This is a genomic window from Amycolatopsis sp. NPDC004368 (genome assembly GCF_053602515.1).
Map to the genome: position 1 here is coordinate 202,871 of NZ_JBSGDT010000003.1, position 20,363 is coordinate 223,233.

Annotated in this window: 17 protein-coding genes; 8 read left to right on the forward strand and 9 right to left on the reverse strand. The window is 71.7% G+C overall.

Features of this window, described 5'->3' with window-relative positions; all coding sequences use genetic code 11:
- Positions 1 to 163: 163 nt before the first annotated feature.
- Together ACWEOE_RS06985 and ACWEOE_RS06990 are read right to left on the reverse strand one after the other, a co-directional pair.
- Entirely contained in the window at positions 164 to 1,057 is an 894-nt protein-coding gene (locus tag ACWEOE_RS06985; RefSeq protein ID WP_452005657.1) for a DNA-3-methyladenine glycosylase family protein, read from the reverse strand.
- Positions 1,057 to 2,136, reverse strand: coding sequence for a sugar phosphate nucleotidyltransferase (locus ACWEOE_RS06990; protein ID WP_452005023.1), 1,080 nt, complete (start codon positions 2,134 to 2,136; stop codon positions 1,057 to 1,059). The genes ACWEOE_RS06985 and ACWEOE_RS06990 overlap by 1 nt, the downstream gene beginning before the upstream one ends.
- 140 nt (positions 2,137 to 2,276) lie before the next feature.
- On the opposite strand from ACWEOE_RS06990, the gene ACWEOE_RS06995 reads away from it, so the two are divergent.
- Positions 2,277 to 2,684, forward strand: coding sequence for a hypothetical protein (locus ACWEOE_RS06995; protein ID WP_452005026.1), 408 nt, complete (start codon positions 2,277 to 2,279; stop codon positions 2,682 to 2,684).
- Here ACWEOE_RS06995 and ACWEOE_RS07000 read toward each other — a convergent pair whose 3' ends face one another.
- The 3 genes from ACWEOE_RS07000 to ACWEOE_RS07010 form a co-directional block, all read right to left on the reverse strand.
- On the reverse strand, positions 2,685 to 3,542 hold the full coding sequence (locus ACWEOE_RS07000; protein WP_452005029.1) for a glycosyltransferase family 2 protein: 858 nt from the start codon (positions 3,540 to 3,542) through the stop codon (positions 2,685 to 2,687).
- Between the two features lie 505 nt (positions 3,543 to 4,047).
- A complete protein-coding gene (locus tag ACWEOE_RS07005) occupies positions 4,048 to 5,178 on the reverse strand; it encodes a glycosyltransferase family 4 protein (RefSeq protein WP_452005660.1) in 1,131 nt (376 codons plus the stop codon).
- Between the two features lie 93 nt (positions 5,179 to 5,271).
- Positions 5,272 to 6,339, reverse strand: coding sequence for a glycosyltransferase family 4 protein (locus ACWEOE_RS07010; protein WP_452005032.1), 1,068 nt, complete (start codon positions 6,337 to 6,339; stop codon positions 5,272 to 5,274).
- An 18-nt stretch (positions 6,340 to 6,357) separates the two neighbouring features.
- On the opposite strand from ACWEOE_RS07010, the gene ACWEOE_RS07015 reads away from it, so the two are divergent.
- Genes ACWEOE_RS07015 through ACWEOE_RS07025 form a run of 3 tightly spaced genes read left to right on the forward strand, consistent with a single transcriptional unit; the run spans position 6,358 to position 10,916 of the window.
- Positions 6,358 to 7,287 carry a glycosyltransferase family 2 protein gene (locus tag ACWEOE_RS07015; protein ID WP_452005034.1) on the forward strand — a complete coding sequence of 310 codons (930 nt, stop codon included), beginning with the start codon at positions 6,358 to 6,360 and terminating at the stop codon, positions 7,285 to 7,287.
- A 37-nt stretch (positions 7,288 to 7,324) separates the two neighbouring features.
- The gene (locus ACWEOE_RS07020; protein ID WP_452005036.1) at positions 7,325 to 9,838 is read left to right on the forward strand and encodes a glycosyltransferase; all 2,514 of its coding nucleotides are present in this window, start codon (positions 7,325 to 7,327) and stop codon (positions 9,836 to 9,838) included.
- Entirely contained in the window at positions 9,831 to 10,916 is a 1,086-nt protein-coding gene (locus ACWEOE_RS07025; protein ID WP_452005039.1) for a glycosyltransferase family 4 protein, read from the forward strand. Before ACWEOE_RS07020 ends, ACWEOE_RS07025 begins: the two co-directional genes overlap by 8 nt.
- Position 10,917: 1 nt before the next feature.
- Here the strand turns inward: ACWEOE_RS07025 and rfbD are convergent, their stop codons facing one another.
- Entirely contained in the window at positions 10,918 to 11,802 is an 885-nt protein-coding gene (gene rfbD, locus ACWEOE_RS07030) for a dTDP-4-dehydrorhamnose reductase (protein ID WP_452005042.1), read from the reverse strand.
- Between the two features lie 34 nt (positions 11,803 to 11,836).
- The gene (rfbB, locus tag ACWEOE_RS07035) at positions 11,837 to 12,829 is read right to left on the reverse strand and encodes a dTDP-glucose 4,6-dehydratase (protein ID WP_452005044.1); all 993 of its coding nucleotides are present in this window, start codon (positions 12,827 to 12,829) and stop codon (positions 11,837 to 11,839) included.
- A 138-nt stretch (positions 12,830 to 12,967) separates the two neighbouring features.
- Between rfbB and ACWEOE_RS07040 the strand changes: the two genes are divergently transcribed.
- The 3 genes from ACWEOE_RS07040 (at position 12,968) to ACWEOE_RS07050 (ending at position 16,649) form a co-directional block, all read left to right on the forward strand.
- The gene (locus tag ACWEOE_RS07040) at positions 12,968 to 14,509 is read left to right on the forward strand and encodes an LCP family protein (RefSeq protein ID WP_452005046.1); all 1,542 of its coding nucleotides are present in this window, start codon (positions 12,968 to 12,970) and stop codon (positions 14,507 to 14,509) included.
- 64 nt (positions 14,510 to 14,573) lie between these two features.
- Positions 14,574 to 15,929 (forward strand): LCP family protein, encoded by a 1,356-nt coding sequence (locus tag ACWEOE_RS07045; protein ID WP_452005048.1) that lies wholly within the window; start codon positions 14,574 to 14,576, stop codon positions 15,927 to 15,929.
- 18 nt (positions 15,930 to 15,947) lie between these two features.
- Positions 15,948 to 16,649: a TIGR03089 family protein gene (locus tag ACWEOE_RS07050; RefSeq protein WP_452005051.1), complete on the forward strand. Its 702-nt coding sequence runs from the start codon at positions 15,948 to 15,950 to the stop codon at positions 16,647 to 16,649.
- Between the two features lie 6 nt (positions 16,650 to 16,655).
- On the opposite strand, the gene ACWEOE_RS07055 is transcribed toward ACWEOE_RS07050, so the two are convergent.
- A complete protein-coding gene (locus ACWEOE_RS07055; RefSeq protein WP_452005053.1) occupies positions 16,656 to 17,087 on the reverse strand; it encodes a DoxX family protein in 432 nt (143 codons plus the stop codon).
- A gap of 253 nt (positions 17,088 to 17,340) precedes the next feature.
- On the opposite strand from ACWEOE_RS07055, the gene ACWEOE_RS07060 reads away from it, so the two are divergent.
- Positions 17,341 to 19,191: a GTP-binding protein gene (locus ACWEOE_RS07060; RefSeq protein ID WP_452005055.1), complete on the forward strand. Its 1,851-nt coding sequence runs from the start codon at positions 17,341 to 17,343 to the stop codon at positions 19,189 to 19,191.
- A 293-nt stretch (positions 19,192 to 19,484) separates the two neighbouring features.
- Here the strand turns inward: ACWEOE_RS07060 and ACWEOE_RS07065 are convergent, their stop codons facing one another.
- A complete protein-coding gene (locus tag ACWEOE_RS07065) occupies positions 19,485 to 20,306 on the reverse strand; it encodes a DUF1206 domain-containing protein (RefSeq protein ID WP_452005058.1) in 822 nt (273 codons plus the stop codon).
- Between the last annotated feature and the right edge of the window lie 57 nt (positions 20,307 to 20,363).

Sequence of the window (20,363 nt, forward strand, 5' to 3'; positions counted from 1 at the left end):
CAGCAGGCTTCGGAGTATCCGGGGCAGTACCCCGGGGACCAGCAGCAGGGCTTTGCGGGACCGCAGCAGCCGGGCCAGAACCCGTACCAGGCCTGTCCCCCACAGCAGCCCGGCCGACCCGGCCCGGCCGCACAGCCCTGCCGGCAACAACCGCCCCAACAGCTCACATCGCGCGGTAGTCCCGCAGTTCGATCCGCGGCCCGTAGCGCGGCGCCCGCGCCCCACCGATCTCCAGATACCGGATCACCCGCTGGCGGTGCGGCGCGTACGGCGCCAGCAGTTCCGCCATGACCTCGTCGTCGATGCGGTGGCCCAGCAGCGTGTGGCCGACCATGTTCGGGATGTTGTAGTCCCCGAAGCTCACGGCGTCCGGATCGCCCCAAGCGCGTTGGGCGATTTCGGCCGCGGTCCACACGCCGATGCCCGAGACCTTCCGCAGCAGGGCCCTTCCCTCGGAACCCCGCAGCGCCACAGCTTCCTCCAGCCGCGGGGCGACGCGCGCGGCGTTGATCAGCGCGGTCCGGCGTTTGAGGTCCACGCCGATGCGGTGCCAGTTCCAGTCCACGATGGACCGGATGGCGAGCGGTGACGGCGGCACGCGCAAGCCGCGCGGGCCAGGGCCCGGCGCGGGAGTGCCGAACCAGCGGCACAGCTCCGCCCACGACCGGATCGCTTCCTTGCCCGTCACCTTCTGCTCCAGCACCGCGAGCACGAGCGAGTCCCACACGCGCCGCGTCGAGCCGAGGCGCAGGCCGGGGGCGTCGTGTCGGGCACGGGCGACCACGGGGTGGTGGGCGACGAAGCCGCTGTCGTCGTCTTCGGCGCCCAGGAGCGCGGGCACGCCGTCGAGCAGGAACTCGGCGCCGGGGCCCCACGCGTCGGCCTCGATCACGCCGTCCGGGCGGCGCAGCAACGCGAGCGTGCCCTCACCGGACGGCGTGTTGGCGGCCAGCCACCAGGCACCGCGGTCGAACCGGAAGTTCAGCGAACCGCGGCCACGGCTGAGCGGACCCAGCACCGTGGCCAGGTCCAGCGGGAACGGCGGTCGCCACTCGATCATGCGTCGCTCGAGAACCGGATGCCGCCGTCGGGCAGGGTGATGCCGGGCCACACGCGGGCGCCGTTGAGCAGCTCGCAGCCGGCGCCGACCGACGCGCCGTCGCCGAGGACCACGCCGCGCAGCACGGCGCCGGCCCCGACGACCGAGCCGCGACCGAGCACCGAACGCTCCACAATGGCCCCGGCCTCGACCACGGCTTCGTCGAACACGACCGAACCGTCGATCTGCGCACCCTCTCCGATCACGGACTTCGCGCCCACGGTCGTGCCGCCCGTCAGCTGAGCCGACGCCGCCACCACGGCCCCGTCCAGCACCAGCGCCTCGCCGGTCGGGCCGGCCAGCGCCGACGTCGGCGCGACCCCACGCACGAGGTCGGCGCTGCCACGCACGAACGCCTCGGGCGTGCCGACGTCGAGCCAGTACGAAGAGTCGACGAAACCGTGCAGGTGCGCGCCGGCTTCGAGGAGCCCGGGGAACGTCTCGCGTTCCACGGACACGCGCCGGCCCGTCGGAATGGTCTCGACCACCGAGCGGCGGAAGACGTAGCAGCCGGCGTTGATCTGGTCCGTCGGCGGGTTGGGCGTCTTCTCCAGGAACGCCTGCACGCGCCCGTCGGCGTCCGTGGGGACGGAACCGAAGCGGCTCGGGTCGGGCACGCGCTGCAGGTGCAGGGTGACGTCGGCGCCGGAGTCCACATGGGTCTGCAGCTGGTGGCGCAGGTCGGCGCCGGAGAGGATGTCGCCGTTGAAGATGATCGCGTGGTCGGCGCGCAGCTTGTCGTACACGTTGCGGATGGCGCCGCCGGTGTCGAGCGGCTCGTCCTCAACGACGTACTCGAGCTCGAGGCCGTGGGCCGAACCGTCGCCGAAGTACTCCTCGAAGACCTCCGCGCGGTAGGACGTGCCGAGCACCACGTGCCGGATCCCGGCCGCGCGAATTCGCGAGAACAGGTGACTCAAGTAGGGGGTGCCGGCCGTCGGCAGCATCGGCTTCGGCGCGGACAGGGTGAGCGGCCGCAGCCGGGTGCCCTTGCCCCCGACCAGCACGACGGCGTCGACCTCGAGCTCGGACGTCACAGAAAACTCCTCTTGTATCACGCACCGCTGAGCGACAAGCCGTGGGAAACGCTGACGAGCGCGCCCCCGAGGGCCTACCCTAGACAGGAAACAGGTGGGCCTTTCCCCAGAGGCCCCGGGTCAGTCGGGAGGCCGAGGGGATGGACCCCCGCGATCGCGCGGACGCCCTGCTCGCACGCGCACGTGCCCGCGGCGCCTTTGTGGTGACGCCGGACAACATGACATCGCCGATGGACGCCTCCAACACGCAGCAGATCGCGAGATCCGTCGTCAAGGAGCTCGACCAGCAAGATCCCGACACGACCACGCAGCTGCCGGCGTCGTTGATCGAGGAGAACGACGAGCACCCGCTCGCGCGGCCGAGCACGACCACGCCGCTCGAGGTGCCCGCCGCGCAGGTGACCACGCCGCTGGTGCCGCGTCCGCAGGCCGCGCCCGTGCCGAGCCCGCTGCGCGAGCCCGACGAGGAAGAGCTCACCGGGCTCGTGCCGACGATCAAGCAGAGCAGCGGGCGGTCGAACCTGTCGCGCCGGCTCGACGGGCTGTGATCAGGCGCCTTCGAGCTTGACGCGCACGGCCAGCCCGAGCTTCACCGCCGCCAGCACGGGCTTCCACAGCACGCCCTGGTGCCGGTCGGCGAGGTAGCGGTAGGCGCTGGCGTGGTGCGCGCGCAGCATCTTCTTCGACACGCGCGCCGTCGACACCCCGCCGATGTGCATGACACTCGACGAGGGCGCGTACACGTTCAGCCAGCCGGCTTTGGTGAGGCGATCACCGAGGTCGACGTCTTCGAAGTACATGAAGTAGCGCGTGTCGAAGCCGCCCACCGAGTCGAACGCCTCGCGCCGGAACAGCTGGCACGAGCCGCTCAGCCACTCTGACGTGCGCTCTTGCGGGGCGGCGTTTTCCTGCCGGTACTGGCGCGTCCAGGGGTTGCCCGGCCAGATCTTCGCGAAGACCGCGTGTCCGATCCCCCGCCCGAACGAAGGAAGCAGACGCGCGGACGGGTAGACGGTCCCGTCGAGATCGTGGATCAACGGCCCGAACGCAGCCCCCCGCGGCCACCGCTTCGCGACCTCCAGCAGCGCGTCGATCGACCCCGGCTCCCACTCCAGGTCCGGGTTGACCACGACGACCCACCCGTAGCTGTCGTCGAGCGCCGCCACGCCCCTGTTGGCGGCCGTGCCGTACCCGACGTTCTCCCCGATGCTGACCAGCGTGACGTTCTCGCGCTCCGCCGCCTTCTCCGGCCCGCCATCCGTGGACGCGTTGTCCGCGATCACCACGCGGACGTCCCGGTCGGTCGCCTTCTCCAGCGTGTCGAGGAACTTCTCGAGCATGTCGCCGGGAAAGTAGGTCACGGTCACGACGGCCAGATTGTCGCCGTAGCTGCGCTGCTCAGTCACGCCACTCATTGTCCCCCGCTCACGCACGGCTACGGGCACGCATCGACCCCGTCACCGAGGGTGATTTTCGGCGCGGGAGATGTCCGGATGTCCGTGCACGACTTTGTCGACGAATCAGCCCGTGGCCGCCAGTTCCTGCTGTGCGTGACGCTCGTGGAACCCGCCCACCTCCGCCCCACGCGGCGCGCTGGTGCTGGACACTCGCAACGAACGAGATGCACACGACCACCGGACCCTCTGGCAAACGCTGGGTTCGCGCCCCTCGAAAACCGAGCTGACACACGAGCACCTCGACTCGACACTGGAACTCATCCTCTGGACCTCCGACGCAGTCGCCTGGTGCTTCGGGGCCGGCGGGGGATGGGCCCAGCGTGCCGCGGGATTGGTCGAGGCGCACATCAGGCTCTGAAAAGGCGAAAGCCTGTGAGACGACCGTCCGGACGCATCACAGGCTCTCATACTCAGCCCTACGAGGGCCTCGTAGCAGAACTTGGCAGAACATGGCTCAGCGCATCCGCCGATGCCGATCCCAAGCCTTCCCATACGCCTCACGATGACGTTCCGCCGTCGTAGCCCAGGAGAAGTCCTTCGCCCGCTGCTGTGCGGCCGACGAGAGGAACGCCCGGCGCGGCGGATCCGCCAGCAGCTCCGTGATCGCGGCCGCCACGTCGCCCGCGCCGACGCCGCAGTAGGCCACCGCGTCGCCGCCGACTTCCGGGAGGGACAGGCGGCGGGTGGTGAGGACGGCGGCGCCGCAGGCCATGGCTTCGAGCACCGGGAGGCCGAAGCCCTCGCCGAGTGACGGGTAAGCCACCAGTTCCGCCCCGCCCAGGAAACCCGCCAGGGTGCCGAACGGCAGGTACCCCGCGCGGATCACGCGCAGCCGGTGCGGCACGGCGTCCAGCGCGCGTTCGACCTGCGTGTCCCAGCCTGGCTGGCCGGCCAGCACCAGCGCCGGCGCGTCACGCACCCCCACCATCGCGCGGGCGTATCCACGGATCAGAGCCGGCACGTTCTTGCGTGGCTCAAGGGCGCCGAGGAACGCGATGTACGGCGTCCGCCCGATCCCGACGGCCGCACGAGCCGCGGAGATCTCCTCCGGGGACGGCGGGTGAAAGCGTTCCGTGTCCACGCCGTGGTGAATGATTTCCAGCTCCGCGTGCCGAACGGGAGTCACGCGGCCGAGTTCGAGCGCCGTCGCCTGGCTGGGAACGACGCACAGCGTCGCGCGGCGCAGGGCGGCCACCGTCCACGCGCGGAAGAACCGGGCCTTCACCGACGAATGCAGCACGGGGTCGGTGAAGAACGTCGCGTCGTGCAGCGTCACCACCGACGCCGCGCCGCTCGCGAGCGGCATCGTGTAGTGCGGCGAGTGCACGACGTCGGCCGCCAGCTTGCGCACGAGGCGCGGCAACGTCGCCTGTTCCCAGGTCAGGCGAGCCGTGCGGGTGGACGTCGCGGGCGACGCGGGCACCACCCGGGCCCCGGGCGCGAGCCGGTCGTACAACGACAAGTCCCGCGGCTGGCACACCACCGTCAGCCGCGCACCGTCGGCGTCCAGCGCGGCCACCAGCGAATCCACGTACCGGCCGACGCCACCCCGATCCGCGGGCACCGCGGTCGCGTCGATCAGCACACGGGGATCACCGGTCACGTGAGCAGAGTACGGCGATCACCCAACGCACAGGTGAGGAACCGACGAACTGACAGTGTGTGATGTGCCCGAACCTCAAGTCCGCTTCCGATGCGCGGCCCACACCGACTCCGCCGCCGCTCGCCACGTGAACTCGCGCGCCCGTTCCCGGCCCAGGCGGACTAGTTCCGCGGCGCGCGTCGGCGACCCCAACACTTCCCGCAGCCCCGCCGCCAACGCCTCCGCGTCACCGCGAGGTACGACAACACCCGCGCCGCCCGCGACCTCCACCAGGGCCGGGACGTCGGTGTGCACCACGGGCACCCCCGAGGCCATGGCTTCCAGCAGCGGCAGCCCGAAGCCCTCCGCGAGGCTCGGCACGGCCAGCACGCTCGCCCCGCTCAGGGCCGTCGCCAGCTGCGCGTCCGTGACCTTGCCCAGCACGTGCACGTCCGTCAGGCCGCGGGAAGCCGCCAGCCGGACCGGGTCCACGTCGCCCCAGCCGGGCTGGCCGGCCAGGACCAGGGCGACGTCGCCGACAGCGGCGACGGCGTCCACCAGCACGTCGATGCCCTTGCGTGGCTCGATGGTCCCCACGGCGAGCACGTACTTGGAGGGCAGATCCAGATCGGCGTCCCCCCGCGGCACCGTCACGCCGTGGGGCACGACGCGCACCGGCACCGCCACGTCGACCAGCACCGCCAGCTCGTCGGCCACCGCGCGGGTGGGCACGATCAGCGAAGACGCCCGGCGCGCGGCGCGCGCGATCATCGACCGGTGCCAGCTCACGCCGCGAGCCGTGAGGGTCTCGGGGTGGGTCCAGGGCACGGTGTCGTGCACCGTCACGGTCAGGGTGCGCCCCGCGGGCGGGCGCGGCGGCGCGAAGGGCGTCGGCGCGTGCACCGCGTCGCCGCCCGGCCACCAGGGCACGCCGAGCTGCCAGAGCGCAACCAGCGCGCGGGGCGGCACCGGCAGCACGCGGGGCCCCTCGACACCTTCGACGACGGCGGCGGAAACGTCCGCGTGACGCGCGACCACGCTCGACACCGTCCACCCCGGCGGCGCGGTGCGCGCCAGCGCGGGCAGCAGTTCGGCGGTGTAACGGCCCGTACCACCCGGGACGGGGGCGAGCAGCTGCTCGGCGAGCACTACCAGTTCGGGCACCCCGCTATTCTCACCCAGGTGACCAGCGCGGAAACCGGCAGCACCGTCGTCGTGGTCACCTGGCGTGGCGCGGCCCACATCACGGCCTGCCTCGACGCCCTCGTGGCCCAGGACCGTCCACATCGGACACTCGTGATCGACAACGCCTCCGACGACGGCACGGCCGCTCTCCTGCGAGATCACCCGTCGAAACCGCAGGTCGTCCGGCTCAGGCGCAACACCGGTTACGCCGGCGCGATGGCCGAGGCCCTCACCCGCGTCGGCACGAAGTGGATGGCCTGGCTCAACGACGACGCCGCCCCGGAACCCACCTGGCTCGCCGAGCTCGAAGACGCCCTCGCCGCCCAGCCGCTGGCCGCCGCCGCCACGAGCCGCTTGGAGCTGGCCGACGGCGCCGTCCAGTCCACCGGCGTCCGCCTCACCGCCGACGGCCACGGACAGGATCTCACCGAAGGAGCAGAGGAGGTCTTCGGCTTCTGCGGCGGCGCCGCCCTGCTGCACACCGACGCCGTGAAAGCCGTCGGCGGTGTCCCGGCGAGCTTCTTCTGCTACTACGAGGACACCGACACCGCGTGGCGGCTGCGGCTGGCCGGCCACCACGTCATCGCTGCGCCGAAGGCCCGCGTCCGCCACCTCCACGGCGCCAGCACCCACCCCGGCTCCCCGCTGTTCCACCGCTGGAACGAACGCAACCGTCTCCTCATGCTCCTCCGGTGCGCCCCCGGCAAGATCGCCGTGAAGGAGATCCTCCGCTTCGCCGTGATCACGGCCCTGCTCCCGCTGCGAAGGAACAAGCCCGCAGCTGCCAACTTCCAGGTCGGCCTCCGCTGCCGCGTGCTGGCCGAAGTCGCCGTGAAACTGCCCGCCACGCTGCGGGCGCGCAAGGCGATCGGCAAGATCGCGGTCCTGGGTCGAGGGGCGATCTGGGACGCCTGGGCGGGCCTTTAAGCTGGGCCAGGCCCGACACCACGGACAGGAGCTCGTTTTGGCGCTGGGGGAACCGCATCCGCTCGTCTCGGTGATCGTGGTGAACTACCGCGGCGCCGAAGACACGATCACCTGCCTGCAAGCGCTGTCGACGGAACCGGGCTACCAGCACGTCGAGCTGATCTGCGTCGACAACGCCTCCGGGGGCGACGACGCCGAGCGCATCCGCGCCGCCGTGCCGGGCGCGACGCTGATCGAGTCGCCTGTGAACAGCGGCTTCGCCGGGGGCTGCAACCTCGGCGCGAAGAACGCGAACGGCACCGTGCTCGCCTTCCTCAACAACGACGCCCGCCCGGGGCCCGCGTGGATCTCCGCGGCCGTCGCCGAGCTGCGGGCGCAGCCCACCGTCGCCGCGGTGGCGAGCAAGGTCGTCGACTGGGAAGGCACCGGCACCGACTTCGTCGACGCCGGCCTGACCTGGTTCGGCATGGGCTACAAGCGCCACGCGGGCAGTCCGCTGGCCGACGTGCCCGAGGCCGAGCGCGAAGTGGCCAAGGACGTGCTCTTCGGCACCGGCTCGGCGATGTTCGTGCGTGCTTCGGTCTTCGCCGAGCTCGGCGGCTTCGACGAACGCTTCTTCATGTTCTACGAGGACGTCGACCTCGGCTGGCGGCTCAACCTGCGCGGCTGGCGCGTGCGGTACGTGCCCGAATCACTGGCCTACCACCGCCACCACGGCACGATGAACACCGTCGACGCACCCGAGACCGGCCGCGAGACCTTCCTGCTGGAACGCAACGCCCTCGCCGCGCTGTACAAGAACCTCTCCGACGAGTCGCTCGCCAAGGCCCTGCCCGCGGCGCTCGCGCTGGCCGTGCGCCGCGCCACCGCCCGCGGCGGCCTCGACCCCGAGCAGCTCAACCTCGAGAAGGGCGTCGGGCCGGTCGAGACGGGTGACGTCGCGGTGCCGCGCACCACGCTCGCGGGCGTGCTGGCGATCGACCGGTTCGTGGAGCTGATGCCCTCGCTCGCCGAATCGCGCGCCGAGGAGCAGGCCGCGCGCGTGCGCACTGACGCCGACCTGCTTCCCTTGCTGCGCAAGGCTTTGGAGCCCGCGTACCCGCTGCCGGACTACCTGCGCGCCCACGAGATCCTCGTCGAAGCCTTCGGCATCGAGGAGGCGTTCGGCCAGCGGCGCAGGATCCTCGTGCTCACCGGCGACTCGATCACCGAGCGCATGGCCGGCCCGGCGATCCGCGCGTGGAACATCGCCTCGACGCTCGCCACCGAGCACGACGTGCACTTGATGACCACCAACCCGCTGCTCTCGCCGCCGCCCGCCGCGTTCCGGATCAGCTCGGGCAAGTTCCGCGACCTCGACGCCCCCGTCGAGTGGGCCGACGTGATCATCCTGCAGGGTCACGTGCTGGAGCTCGCGCCGACGCTGAAGAAGCAGCACGCGAACAAGATCGTGGTCGCCGACGTCTACGACCCCATGCACCTCGAGCTGCTGGAGCAGGGCAAGGGCGTGGCCGACGACCAGCGCGCCCTCGACCTCGCCGGCGTCACGAGGGTGCTCGACGCCCAACTGGAGCGCGCCGACTTCTTCCTCTGCGCCTCGGAGCGGCAGCGCCACTTCTGGTTGGGCCACCTCGCCGCACTGGGCCGGCTCTCGCCGCGCCTCTACGACGCCGACCCGACCACGCAGTCGCTGCTGGCCGTGGTGCCCTTCGGCCTCTCCCCCGAAGCACCCGTGCGCACCGGCCCCGGCCTGCGCGCGTCGCTGGGGCTCGGCGAGTCCGACCGCGTGGTGCTGTGGGCCGGCGGCGTGTACAGCTGGTTCGACCCGCTCACGCTCATCCGCGCCGTGGATCTGCTCCGCCGGAACCGGGACGACGCGCGGCTCGTGTTCCTGGGTATGAAGCACCCGAACCCCGAGGTCGCCGAGATGGACATCGGCGCCCGGACGATCCGGCTGGCCGATTCGCTCGGCCTCACGGACAAGCACGTGTTCTTCAACGAGCAGTGGGTGCCCTACGGCGAGCGCCAGAACTGGCTGCTCGACGCCGACTGCGGTGTGACCACGCACTACGAGCACGTCGAGACCACCTTCGCGTTCCGCACCCGCGTGCTCGACTACCTGTGGGCGGGCCTGCCGATCGTCACCACCGACGGCGATGCGTTCGCCGACCTGGTGCGCACCGAGCGGCTCGGGGTCGTCGTGCCGGCCGAGGACGCCGAGGCGCTGGCCGCGGCGCTCGAAAAGGCGCTCTACGACGAGGAGTTCGCGGCCGGCTGCGTCGAGCGCATCGCCGAGGTCGCGCGGCGGTACGCGTGGCCGGAGGCGCTGAAGCCGCTGGTCGAGTTCTGCCGCAACCCGCGTCCGGCCGCCGACCGGCTGCCGGGCACCGCGGACCTCACGAGCACCGCCCCCGTCCGCGGCACGGCGATGGTCCGCCGCGACGTCGACCTCGTCCGTGAGTACCTCGCCCAGGGTGGCCCGAGCGAGCTGGCCCGCCGCGTCGGCGGCCGGGTCGTGAAGGTCGCCCGGCAACGGTTGCGCCGTGGCTGACCGCCCGCTGCGCGTGCTGCTCGACGGCACCCCACTGCTCGGTTCCCGCACGGGAATCGGGCGCTACACCGCGGCGTTGAGCGAAGAGCTCGCTTCGATGTCCGAAGTGGACCCTCGTGCCGTGGCGTTCACCTTGCGCGGCTGGCGAAAGCTGCGCGGTGTGCTGCCCCACGGCGCCCGCGCCCGGGGCATGCCGGTGCCGGCTCGGCTGCTGCGCCGCGCGTGGCTGCGGTCCGAGCTGCCTCCGGTCGAGCTGTTCGCCGGCCCCACCGACGTCGTCCACGGCACGAACTTCGTGCTGCCCGGCCGGTTCCGCGCCGCCGGCGTGCTGACCATCCACGACCTGGCGTTCCTCGACGTCCCCGAGGAGCTCGCGCCGTCGGACCGCACGCTGCCCGAGCTGGTCCGCCGCGGCGCCCACCGGGCCGACGTGATCTGCACGCCCACGGCCGCCGTCGCCGACTCCGTGGCCGAGCGGCTCGACGTCGACCGCGACAAGGTCGTGGTCACTCCCCTGGGCGTCAACCCGGCGTGGTTCACCGCCCGGCCGCCGGACGACGGCCAGCGCGCGAAACTGCGTCTGCCCGGCAAGTACCTGCTGTTCGCGGGCGCCGCCGGGCCGCGCAAGGGCCTCGACTGGCTGGCCCGCGCCCACGCCGCCGCCGAAGACCTGCCGCCGCTGGTGTTCGCGGGTCCCGGCCCGTTCCCGCGCCTGCCGCGTTCGGGACAGACGGGTTATCTGTCCGATGTGGACTTGAGGACGGTGGTGGCCGGCGCGGCCGCGCTCGTGCTCCCTTCGCGCGACGAAGGCTTCGGCCTGCCCGTGCTGGAAGCCATGGCGTCCGACGTGCCCGTGGTGTGCACGGACATCCCGGCGCTCGTGGAGGTCGGTGGGCCCTGCGCCACGTTCGTGCCCTACGACGACGTCGACGGTCTCGTCGCCGCCCTGCGCCAAGCCGTGGAAGACCCCCACGCCACGGCCACCTCGACGGCGCGCCGCACCCACGCGTCGAGCTTCACGTGGCGCAACACGGCCACCCTCACCGTCGAGGCCTACCGCCGCGCCGCGAACCGGTAGCTCACTCCGAGAAGTACGCCGCGAGCGCTTCTCGCCACGGCCGCAACGGCGTCAGCCCCGCCTCGCGCCAGGACGCGTTGGACAGCACCGAATACGCCGGCCGCGGCGCGGGGCGCGGGAACTCCTCCGTGGTGCACGGCCGCACGCGCTCGGGGTCCGCGCCGATCTCCTCGAAGATCGCACGCGCGAACCCGCACCACGTCACCTCGCCGCCGCCGGTGCAGTGCAGCACCCGCGACGCGGGACCGTCCCCGGCGGCGATCCGGCCGGCCAGCTCCACGAGCCCGGCGGCGAGATCGGCCGACCACGTGGGCGACCCGAGCTGGTCGTCCACCACGGTCAGCTGCTCACGCTCCCCCGCCAGCCGCTGGATGGTCTTCACGAAGTTGGCGCCGTGCTTGCCGTAGACCCAGCTCGTGCGCACGACCCAGGCAGAGGCCCCCGACCCGAGCACGGCGTCCTCGCCGGCCGCCTTGGTCCGCCCGTACGCGCTTTTCGGCCCCAGCTCGTCGTCGACCTCGTAGGGCCGCGAAGCGTCGCCGGGGAACACGTAGTCCGTGGACACGTGCACGAGCGGCACCCGCCGCGACGAGCACACCGCGGCGAGCACGCGAGGCCCGTCGGCGTTCACGCCGAACGCGCGCACCTCGTCGGTCTCCGCCGCGTCGACGGCCGTGTAGGCCGCAGCGTTCACGACCACCGGGGCGGCACCCGTCTCGGCAGCACGGGACACGAGCGCGTCGAGCGCCCGCAGCACCTCGCCCGCCGAGCGGACGTCGAGCTCCGCCGAAGCCGGCGCGACCACCTCGACCTCGGGACCCGCGAGCGCTGCCAGGTCGCGGCCGAGCTGGCCGGAACCGCCGGGGACGAGCAGAGCGAGCCGCACCGTCTTACCTCCACACGAAACGCACGAAAAAACCTCAGGACGTGCCGAGCGCGGCGCGGCCCTTCAGCGGCTCCCACCACGCGCGGTTGTCGGCGTACCAGCGCACCGTACCCGCCAGACCGTCCTCGAAGGACACCCGCGGCGCGTAACCGAGCTCGGAGCTGATCTTGGTGATGTCGACGCTGTAGCGCCGGTCGTGGCCCTTGCGGTCCGCCACGGCCTCCACCCGTTCCCAGCCGACGCCCACGGCGTCGAGCAGCCGGCCGGTGAGCTCGCGGTTCGTGAGCTCCGTGCCACCGCCGATGTTGTAGATCTCGCCGGCGCGCCCGCCGTCGGCGACGAGCTGGATGCCGTGGCAGTGGTCGTCGACGTGCAGCCAGTCGCGCACGTTCAGCCCGTCGCCGTAGAGGGGCACTTTCAGCCCGTCGAGCAGGTTGGTGACGAAGACCGGGATGACCTTTTCAGGGAACTGGTACGGCCCGTAGTTGTTCGAGCACCGCGTGACGCACACGGGCAGCCCGTGGGTGCGGAAGAACGAGCGCGCGATGAGGTCCGAGGACGCCTTCGACGCCGAGTACGGCGAATTCGGCTCCAGCACGTGGTCTTCCGACCACGAACCGTCCGCGATGGACCCGTAGACCTCGTCGGTGGACACGTGCACGAACTTGCCGACGCCCGCCTCCAGCGCAGCCTGCAGCAGGGTCTGGGTGCCCAGCACGTTGGTGAGCACGAAGTCGGCCGAGCCCAGGATCGAACGGTCCACATGCGACTCGGCGGCGAAGTGCACCACCAGGTCGATGCCGCGCATCAGGTCCGTGACCAGCGGGGCGTCGCAGATGTCGCCACGCACGAACCGCAGTCGGGGGCTGTCGGCGACCGGGTCGAGGTTGGCCTCGTTGCCCGCGTAGGTGAGCTTGTCGAGGACCACGACCTCGGCGTCACGCAGCGTCGGGTAGGCACCCGAAACCACCTGCCGGACGTAGTGCGATCCGATGAACCCCGCACCGCCCGTGACCAGGACTCGCATCCTTCTCCACCCTTCGTGCCCGCTGCTTGTGCCCGACCGGGCAATCCGACCACCAGACTACGGAGGACTCACCCGGGACTCGGTAGAGTCTGCCTGAGGCACCCCGGTGCCCCAGGGGCATGGGTGGGGGAGGAACGCGTGACCGAGTGGCCTGGGTCACCACTGCCGGCGAGCCGGATACCGGCAGCGCACGGCCGCGGAGCACTCGTGGTGCTGCGCCGCGGCGGCAAGGTCGTGGTCTCGATCCTCTCGGTCGTGGTCCTAGCGCTGACCTGGTACGGCTGGCAGTTCATCGGCGACCCGCAGAACGGGTTCACGACCACGCAGATCTTCGACGAGCCCGAGGCGCACGCCAAACCGCTCGACGGCGCCGTCGACATCCTCCTGGTCGGCCAGGACAGCCGCACCGACGCGCAGGGCAACCCGCTGCCGCGCGAGGTCCTCGACATGCTCCACGCCGGCATCGCCGACGGCGAGAAGCAGACCGACACGATGATCCTCGTGCACATCCCGCAGAACGGGGAGCACGCGATCGCGGTCTCGTTCCCGCGCGACTCCTACGTCGAGATCACCGGCGGCTTCGGCAAGCACAAGCTCAATAGCGCGTATGTGTACGCCTACAACGACACGTTCAAGACGCTGCAGAACCAGGGCGACACCGACCTCAAGGACGTCGACGAGAAGTCGAAGGTCGCCGGCCGCAAGAACCTCGTGGCCACGCTGGAGAAGTTCATCGGCAAGCCGGGCATGATCGACCGCTACGCCGAGGTGAACCTCGCGAGCTTCTACGAGATCACCAAGGCCATCGGCGGTGTCGACGTGTGCCTCAAGGCGCCGGTGAAGGAGAAGAAGTCCGGCGTGGACCTGCCGGGCGGGCGCCAGACCATCTCGGGCGTGCAGGCGCTCGCGTTCGTGCGGCAGCGCTACGGCCTGCCGGGCGGCGACCTCGACCGCATCGCGCGCCAGCAGGCGTTCCTCTCGGGGCTGGCCAACAAGGTGCTCTCCGGCGACGTGCTGGCCAACCCGGTCAAGATCGCGCAGCTCGTCGACGCCGTGAAGAAGTCCGTAGTGCTCTCGGAGGGCTGGGACCTCACGGAGTTCGCGGAGCAGATGCGCGGGCTCACCGGCGGCAACGTCGAGTTCCACACCATCCCCACCCAGGGCAACGCGGTGATCGGCGGCGCCGACGTGCTGCGTGTCGACCCGGCGCAGGTGCGGGCCGAAGTCGACCGGCTCACCTCCGACGGCAAACCCGACACCCCGCCGGGCACACCGTCGACCCCCGCCACGCTGCCGGGCGCCGACGCGGTGACCGTCGAGCTGTTCGACGGCAGCGGCGCCGAGCTCGCCACGCAGACCCGCACCCTGTTGCAGGGCAAGGGGTTCAAGCTGGCGGGCGACGCGAAGCTCTCCACCCGCGCGAGCACCGTGCTGCGCTACAACCCGGCCGATGAGGCCGCGCCGGCGCTCGTGCGCCAGGCGCTCGGCGGCGACCTCACGGCCGAACCCGACGCCGACGTCACCGCCGGGCACGTGCGCGTGCTGCTCGGCAAGGACCGCAGTTCGGCGGGTGCCGGCTCCGGGTCGACGCCCACCGGCACTACGCCAACCAGGTCCAGTACACCTCCGGTGCCACCCGCTCCGCCGATCACGGCCGGCGGAGTGCCCTGCGTCAACTAGAGTCGGGCACGCAGCGTGGCGGTCGGGGGCGGCCTCTAGGCTGGCACACGGGGAGGTACTTGGGGTGGACGAGCACGACGAGCGCGAAGACGAGAACGAGGACCAGCCGGACCGGACCGATGCCGCGGTGCCGGCCGCCGCATCCGCGGCCGAGCCGGACGAGGTGGTCGAGACCGCCACTGCCGCCTCGGACAGTGACGAATCTTCGGAGTCCGACGAGTGGAAGCCGTCACCCCACCCCCGGTTGGACCTGCCGCAGCCCACGGTCAGGACACCGCGTGTCCGTCCCGGCCGGGCCGGCCGGGTCACCCGGCGAATCGCGCTCGGCCTCGTCTCCGTGCTGGCGCTGGGCGCCACGGGCTACGCGTACGTGACGAAGGACCAGCTGCAGAGCAACGTCCCCACCACCGACGTCCTCACCCCCCGCGCGGGTGAACCGCCGGCCCCGCCCGCCGACGACGGCGCCACCGACATCCTGCTCGTCGGCAGCGACGCGCGCACCGACGCGCAGGGCAACCCCCTGCCCGCCCGGATGCTGAAGTCGCTGCGCACCGAGGAGAAGGCGGGCATCAACACCGACACGATCATCCTGCTGCGTTTTCCAAAGGACGGCAGCAAACCCTCGGGCGTCTCTATCCCGCGCGACAGCTGGGTCGACATCCCGGGCCGCGGCCAGTCGAAGATCAACTCGGCGTACGGCGTGGCGAAGGCCAAGTTCGCCGACGCCGAGCGCGCCCGCGGCGAGCGCGACCAGGCGAAGATCGAGCGCGACTCCGACAGCGAGGGCCGGCGCGTACTGGTCCAGACCGTGCAGGACCTCACGAAGATCCGCGTCGACCACTACGCCGAGATCAACCTGCTGGGCTTCTACCTGCTCACCGAGGCCCTCGGCGGCGTGCAGGTGTGCTTGAACCACGCGACGTCGGACAAGGACTCGGGCGCGGACTTCCGCCGCGGCGTGCAGAAGGTGTCGGGCGGCGAGGCGTTGTCCTTCGTGCGCCAGCGCAAGAACCTGCCTCACGGGGACCTCGACCGGATCGTGCGGCAGCAGGCGTTCCTGTCCTCGGCGCTGCACCAGGTGCTCTCGGCGGGCACGCTGACCAGCCCGTCGACGATGGGCAACCTCATGGACGCCGTGCACCGCTCGATCACCCTGGACGACGGGCTCGACGTGCTCGACTTCGCGCAGCAGGTGAAGGGCGTGGCCTCGGGCGACCTGAACTTCACGACCATCCCGGTGATCACCGCCAACGGCCGCAGCGCCGACGGGCAGAGCATCGTCGAGATCGACCCGGCGGCGGTGCAGAAGTTCGTGGCCGGTTTGGTCGGGCGCGCGCCTACGGGCGGCGGTGGGGCGGCCGCGGGCGCCCCGGTGGCGCAGCTGCAGTCGGGCCTCCCCGGCGTGCCGTGCGTCGACTGAGGTCCTTAGCCTGAGGACATGAGTCTCACCGAACAGCTGCTGCGCCCGCTGCTGGCCTCGCCCGCGAAACCGCTGATCACGCACTACGACGACCAGGTGGGCAGCCGCGTCGAGCTGTCGGTGGCGACCACGCTCAACTGGGCCGCGAAGACGGCCAACTGGCTCGTCGACGAGTTCGACGTGGAGCCGGGCGACGACGTCGCCGTGCAGCTGCCCGCCCACTGGCAGACCGCCGGCATCCTGCTCGGCGCCTGGTGGTGCGGCGCCCGCGTCGTCCCCTCGTCCTCCGCTGCGCGCGTGGTGTTCATCGGTCCGGACGCTTCGGTCGACGCCCCGGCGGTCGCCGTGGTCTCGCTCGACCCGATGGGCCGCGGCCTGTCCGCTCCCCCGCCCGGCGGCGCCCTCGACTACCTCACCGAGGCCCGCATGTCCGGCGACCAGTTCACCCCGCTGTCGCCGATCCCCGGTGACACCCCCGCCCTCGGCGCGTCCACTGTGGACGAGGTGCTCGCCGAGGCGCGGGCGCGGGCGGAAAAGCTCGGCCTGTCGGCAGCCGACCGCGTTCTGTCCACTCTGGACTGGACCGTTCCGGAGGGCGTGCTCGACGGCTTCCTGGTTCCGCTGGCCGCGAGCGCCCACCTCGTGCAGATCACGCACGCGGACCCGGCGAAGCTCGACCGCAAACGCGAAGCCGAACGCACCACGACCGACCTCGGCTGACGAGCGTCAGGCGGTTTGCAGCTCGGCCGACCGAGCCTCGCGCTTGCGCCAGAACAGCACGTGGTCGAGCGACAGGCGGCCGCCGTTGAAGCCGAGGGCGAGGGCGGCCAGCCCGAGCACCAGCACGAGCTCGTAGCCGCCGTTGCCCGTGAGGCCATTGGGGGCGTGGACCGAAAGCAGCGCGCCCGTCATGTCCACGACGTAGCCGAGGGCGATCACGGGCAGCAGGAAGCCCGCGACGAAGGCGATCGAGCCGAAGACCTCCAGCACGATCACGAAAACCGCCGCGACCGTGGGCAGCGGCACGCCGACCTGGCTGAAGAAGCTCGAGGTCGCGTCGACGCCGCTGTTCCACTTCTGCAGGCCGTGGGCGAAGAACACCACTGCCACGCCGATGCGGCCGAGCAGCAGTGCGATGTCCTTGACTCGTGTGTCCATTCCCGGCTCCCCGGTCGGTGATCTTCTCCCTGTCCCGGCCCACAGTAGGTCGACCGGCATCGCGGAGGCCCGCTTCGGCGAGTGATCGACAGGAAACCGACAGGCACCGGGAAATACTCGCTGTACGCGTTCGTCACCGAGCGGTATGGTGCCGTCTTCCCAGCTCGCGACCGTGAGGAGACCCCGATGCGCCGACAGTCCGACCGACCCCAGTTCGGCCTGTCCATCGCATCGATGAGGACCTCACCCGCACATGAAGACCCTTACCCTTGGCATTCTCGCGCACGTCGACGCCGGTAAGACCAGCCTGACCGAGCGCCTGCTCTTCGAGACCGGCGTGATCGGCCACCTCGGCAGCGTCGATTCCGGCGACACCCAGACCGACTCGCTGGCGATCGAACGCCGCCGTGGCATCACCATCAAGTCGGCCGTCGTCGCGGTGACCACGGGCGAGCACCGGCTCACGCTCGTGGACACCCCCGGCCACGCCGACTTCATCGCGGAGGTCGAACGCGCCCTCGGCGTGCTCGACGGGGCCGTGCTCGTGGTGTCCGCCGTGGAGGGTGTGCAGGCGCAGACTCGCGTGCTCATGCGAACCCTCGCGCGACTGCGCCTCCCGGTGCTGGTGTTCGTGAACAAGATCGACCGCCCCGGCGCGCAGGAAGCCGCGCTGCTCGACGCCTTGCGCACGCGGTTGTCCCCGCGATGCGTCGCGCTGGACACCGTGACCGGAATCGGCACCCCGCAGGCGAAACCCGTGCCGCTGCCACCCGGCGACCAGCTGACCGAGGCACTGGCCGACGACGACGAGTTCTTGTCGTCCTATGTGGAGGGACGCGACCCCGACCACCACGCGGCCCTGGTCCGCCAGGTCGCGCGCGGTGCCGTGCACCCCGTGGTCTTCGGCTCCGCGATCACGGGTTCCGGCGTTGCCGCGCTCGGCTCCCGGGTGCGCTCGCTGTTCCCCGCTTTCGATCGCACGGACGCCGGCGAGCCGTGCGCCACCGTGTTCAAGATCGAACGTGGCCATGCCGGCGAGAAGATCGCGTACGTCCGCATGCGATCGGGTTCGCTGCGCCCCCGGCAGCCGATCCCTTTCCACCGCCGCGAATCCGACGGCACGATCACCGAGCTGACCGGCCGCGCGTCCGCCGTGCGCGTGTACGAACACGGCGCCACCCCGGTCGACGCCACGGCGTGCGCCGGGGACGTCGCCCGGGTGTGGGGCCTTCGCGACGTCCGGATCGGCGACCAGCTCGGTCCCGCCGACCTGGCGGCCGCCCCCGGGTTCTTCGCCCCGCCCAGCCTGGAAACGGTGGTGCGCCCCGTGGACCCGGACGACGCCGTGGCCCTCTACACGGCGCTCGAACGACTGTCCGAACAGGACCCGTTGATCAGCGTCCGCCGCCACGAGCACGAGGTTTCCCTGCGGCTCTACGGCGAAGTGCAGAAGGAAGTCATCCGCTCGACGCTGGCCGAGGACTTCGGTCTGGCCGCCCGGTTCGAGGAATCCCGCACCCTGCTGGTGGAACGGCCGCTCGGGCGCGGCCACGCGATCGGCCACCGCCGCCCCGAGGACCGCGTGTTCTTCTGGGCCACTGTGGGCCTGCGCGTCGAACCCGGCCCGCCCGCGTCCGGCGTCCGCTACGGGATCGAGGTCGAGCTCGGATCACTGCCACTCGCGTTCCACAAGGCCGTCGAGGACACCGTGCGCGAGCAGCTGAGCCACCGCCCGCGCCCGGTGATCGACTGCGTGGTCACCCTCACCACCGCCGCTTTCTTCCCGCCGCTCAGCACGGCGTCCGACTTCCGCGGCCTCACCGCCCTCACCCTCACCGCCGCCCTGCGCGACGCCGGCACCCGTGTGCACGAACCCGTGCACAGCTTCGAGGTCGAAGCCCCGGCCACCGCGGTGAGCGGGGTGCTGCGCAATCTCGTGGACCTGCGCGCGATCCCCGCCGAGCCCACGTTCACGGCCACGACGTGCACGGTTACCGGCACCATCCCGGCCGCGTCGGTGCGCGAGTTCGAGCAGGCGCTGCCGGCGTTGTCCCAGGGTGAAGGGGTGTTCTTCAGCGAGTTCGCCGAATACCGGCCGAAGTGAGGTGCCACCGCCGACGTTCGCAGGCCGCCTCGGCGCCGCACGCGCCGAGCCCCACTCGCCGATGAGCACCGCGCCGTTGAGCACCGCGCCGTTGAGCACCGCGCCGATGAGCACCGCGCCGATGAGCACCGCGCCGTTGACCACCGAGCCGTTGACCACCGAGCCGAAGCCCTCCTGCGAAGGCCCGCCGACCGCCCAGGCGTCGGCGCGCTGCCCGGCGTACCCGAGCAGCACGGATGACGCCACACCTTTCGGCAAGAGTTTCGAGCGGGTGCGACCGGCCACGCTGAGCGTCAGCGCCGGTGGGCCCACGCCGCCCCCGCGCAGAACGCGCCGAAGGCCGCGAGGCCCAAGGCCACGATCGTGAGCAGCACCGTGCCGAAGGGCTGCCCGGCGAGCGTTCGCAGCGCCGCGTCGAGGCCGCCGGCTTCGCGCGCGTCGGCGCGCAGGCCGGCGTACGCGAGCAGCACGGCCACCACGGCGAACACCACGCCTTTCGCCAGGTAGCCAACGGTGCCGAGGCGGGCCACCCAGCGCCGGGTGGCCCGCGCCAGCTCGGTGGTGTCGAGGTCTTCCAGGAAAGAGCGCCGTACACCCTTCACGCCGGCGGCGATGGCGATCGCGGCCACGCAGCACGCCGCGACCACCACGATCGCGGGTCCGGCGGGCAGCGCGAGCAACTTCGCCGTCACCTCTTGCTGGCGCTGGTTACCGGCGGCCGAGCCGGCGCCCACCGCGATCCGGATCGCGCTGTACGCCAGCGCGAACACGACGATCGCGCGGCCGACCGAGCCGAGTCGCTTGCGCAGGCGCTTGCCGCCGCGTACCCACTCGTACCCGGTCGCGGCCATGAGCACCTGCCAGGCCCCGTAGGCGACCAGACCGATCGCGAGCACCCACAGCACGACGCGGCCGAACCCGGTCGAGCCGATCTCCTGCAACGCGCCGTTCTGGTCCGCGGGCTGACCGCTGCCACCGAAGGCGATGCGCAGCGCGAGGTACGCGACGATCAAGTGCACCACGCCGTAACACGCCATCCCGGCGCGGCCGAGCGTTTGGGCGGTCGGGCTGCTGCGCGTTTTGCCGATGGGGATTCTCGCTCTGACTGCGTTCACCGGACACCTCCGTGGCGGGAGTGCCCGGATTTCGCCCACCTGACACGGAATCAGCCA

Coding starts and splice junctions, on each gene's coding strand:
- ACWEOE_RS06995 (WP_452005026.1), top strand. CDS start 2,277: ATGGACCCCCGCGATCGCGCGGACGCCCTGCTCGCACGCGCACGTGCC.
- rfbB (WP_452005044.1), bottom strand. CDS start 12,829: ATGCGAGTCCTGGTCACGGGCGGTGCGGGGTTCATCGGATCGCACTAC.
- ACWEOE_RS07050 (WP_452005051.1), top strand. CDS start 15,948: ATGAGTCTCACCGAACAGCTGCTGCGCCCGCTGCTGGCCTCGCCCGCG.
- ACWEOE_RS07055 (WP_452005053.1), bottom strand. CDS start 17,087: ATGGACACACGAGTCAAGGACATCGCACTGCTGCTCGGCCGCATCGGC.
- ACWEOE_RS07060 (WP_452005055.1), top strand. CDS start 17,341: ATGAAGACCCTTACCCTTGGCATTCTCGCGCACGTCGACGCCGGTAAG.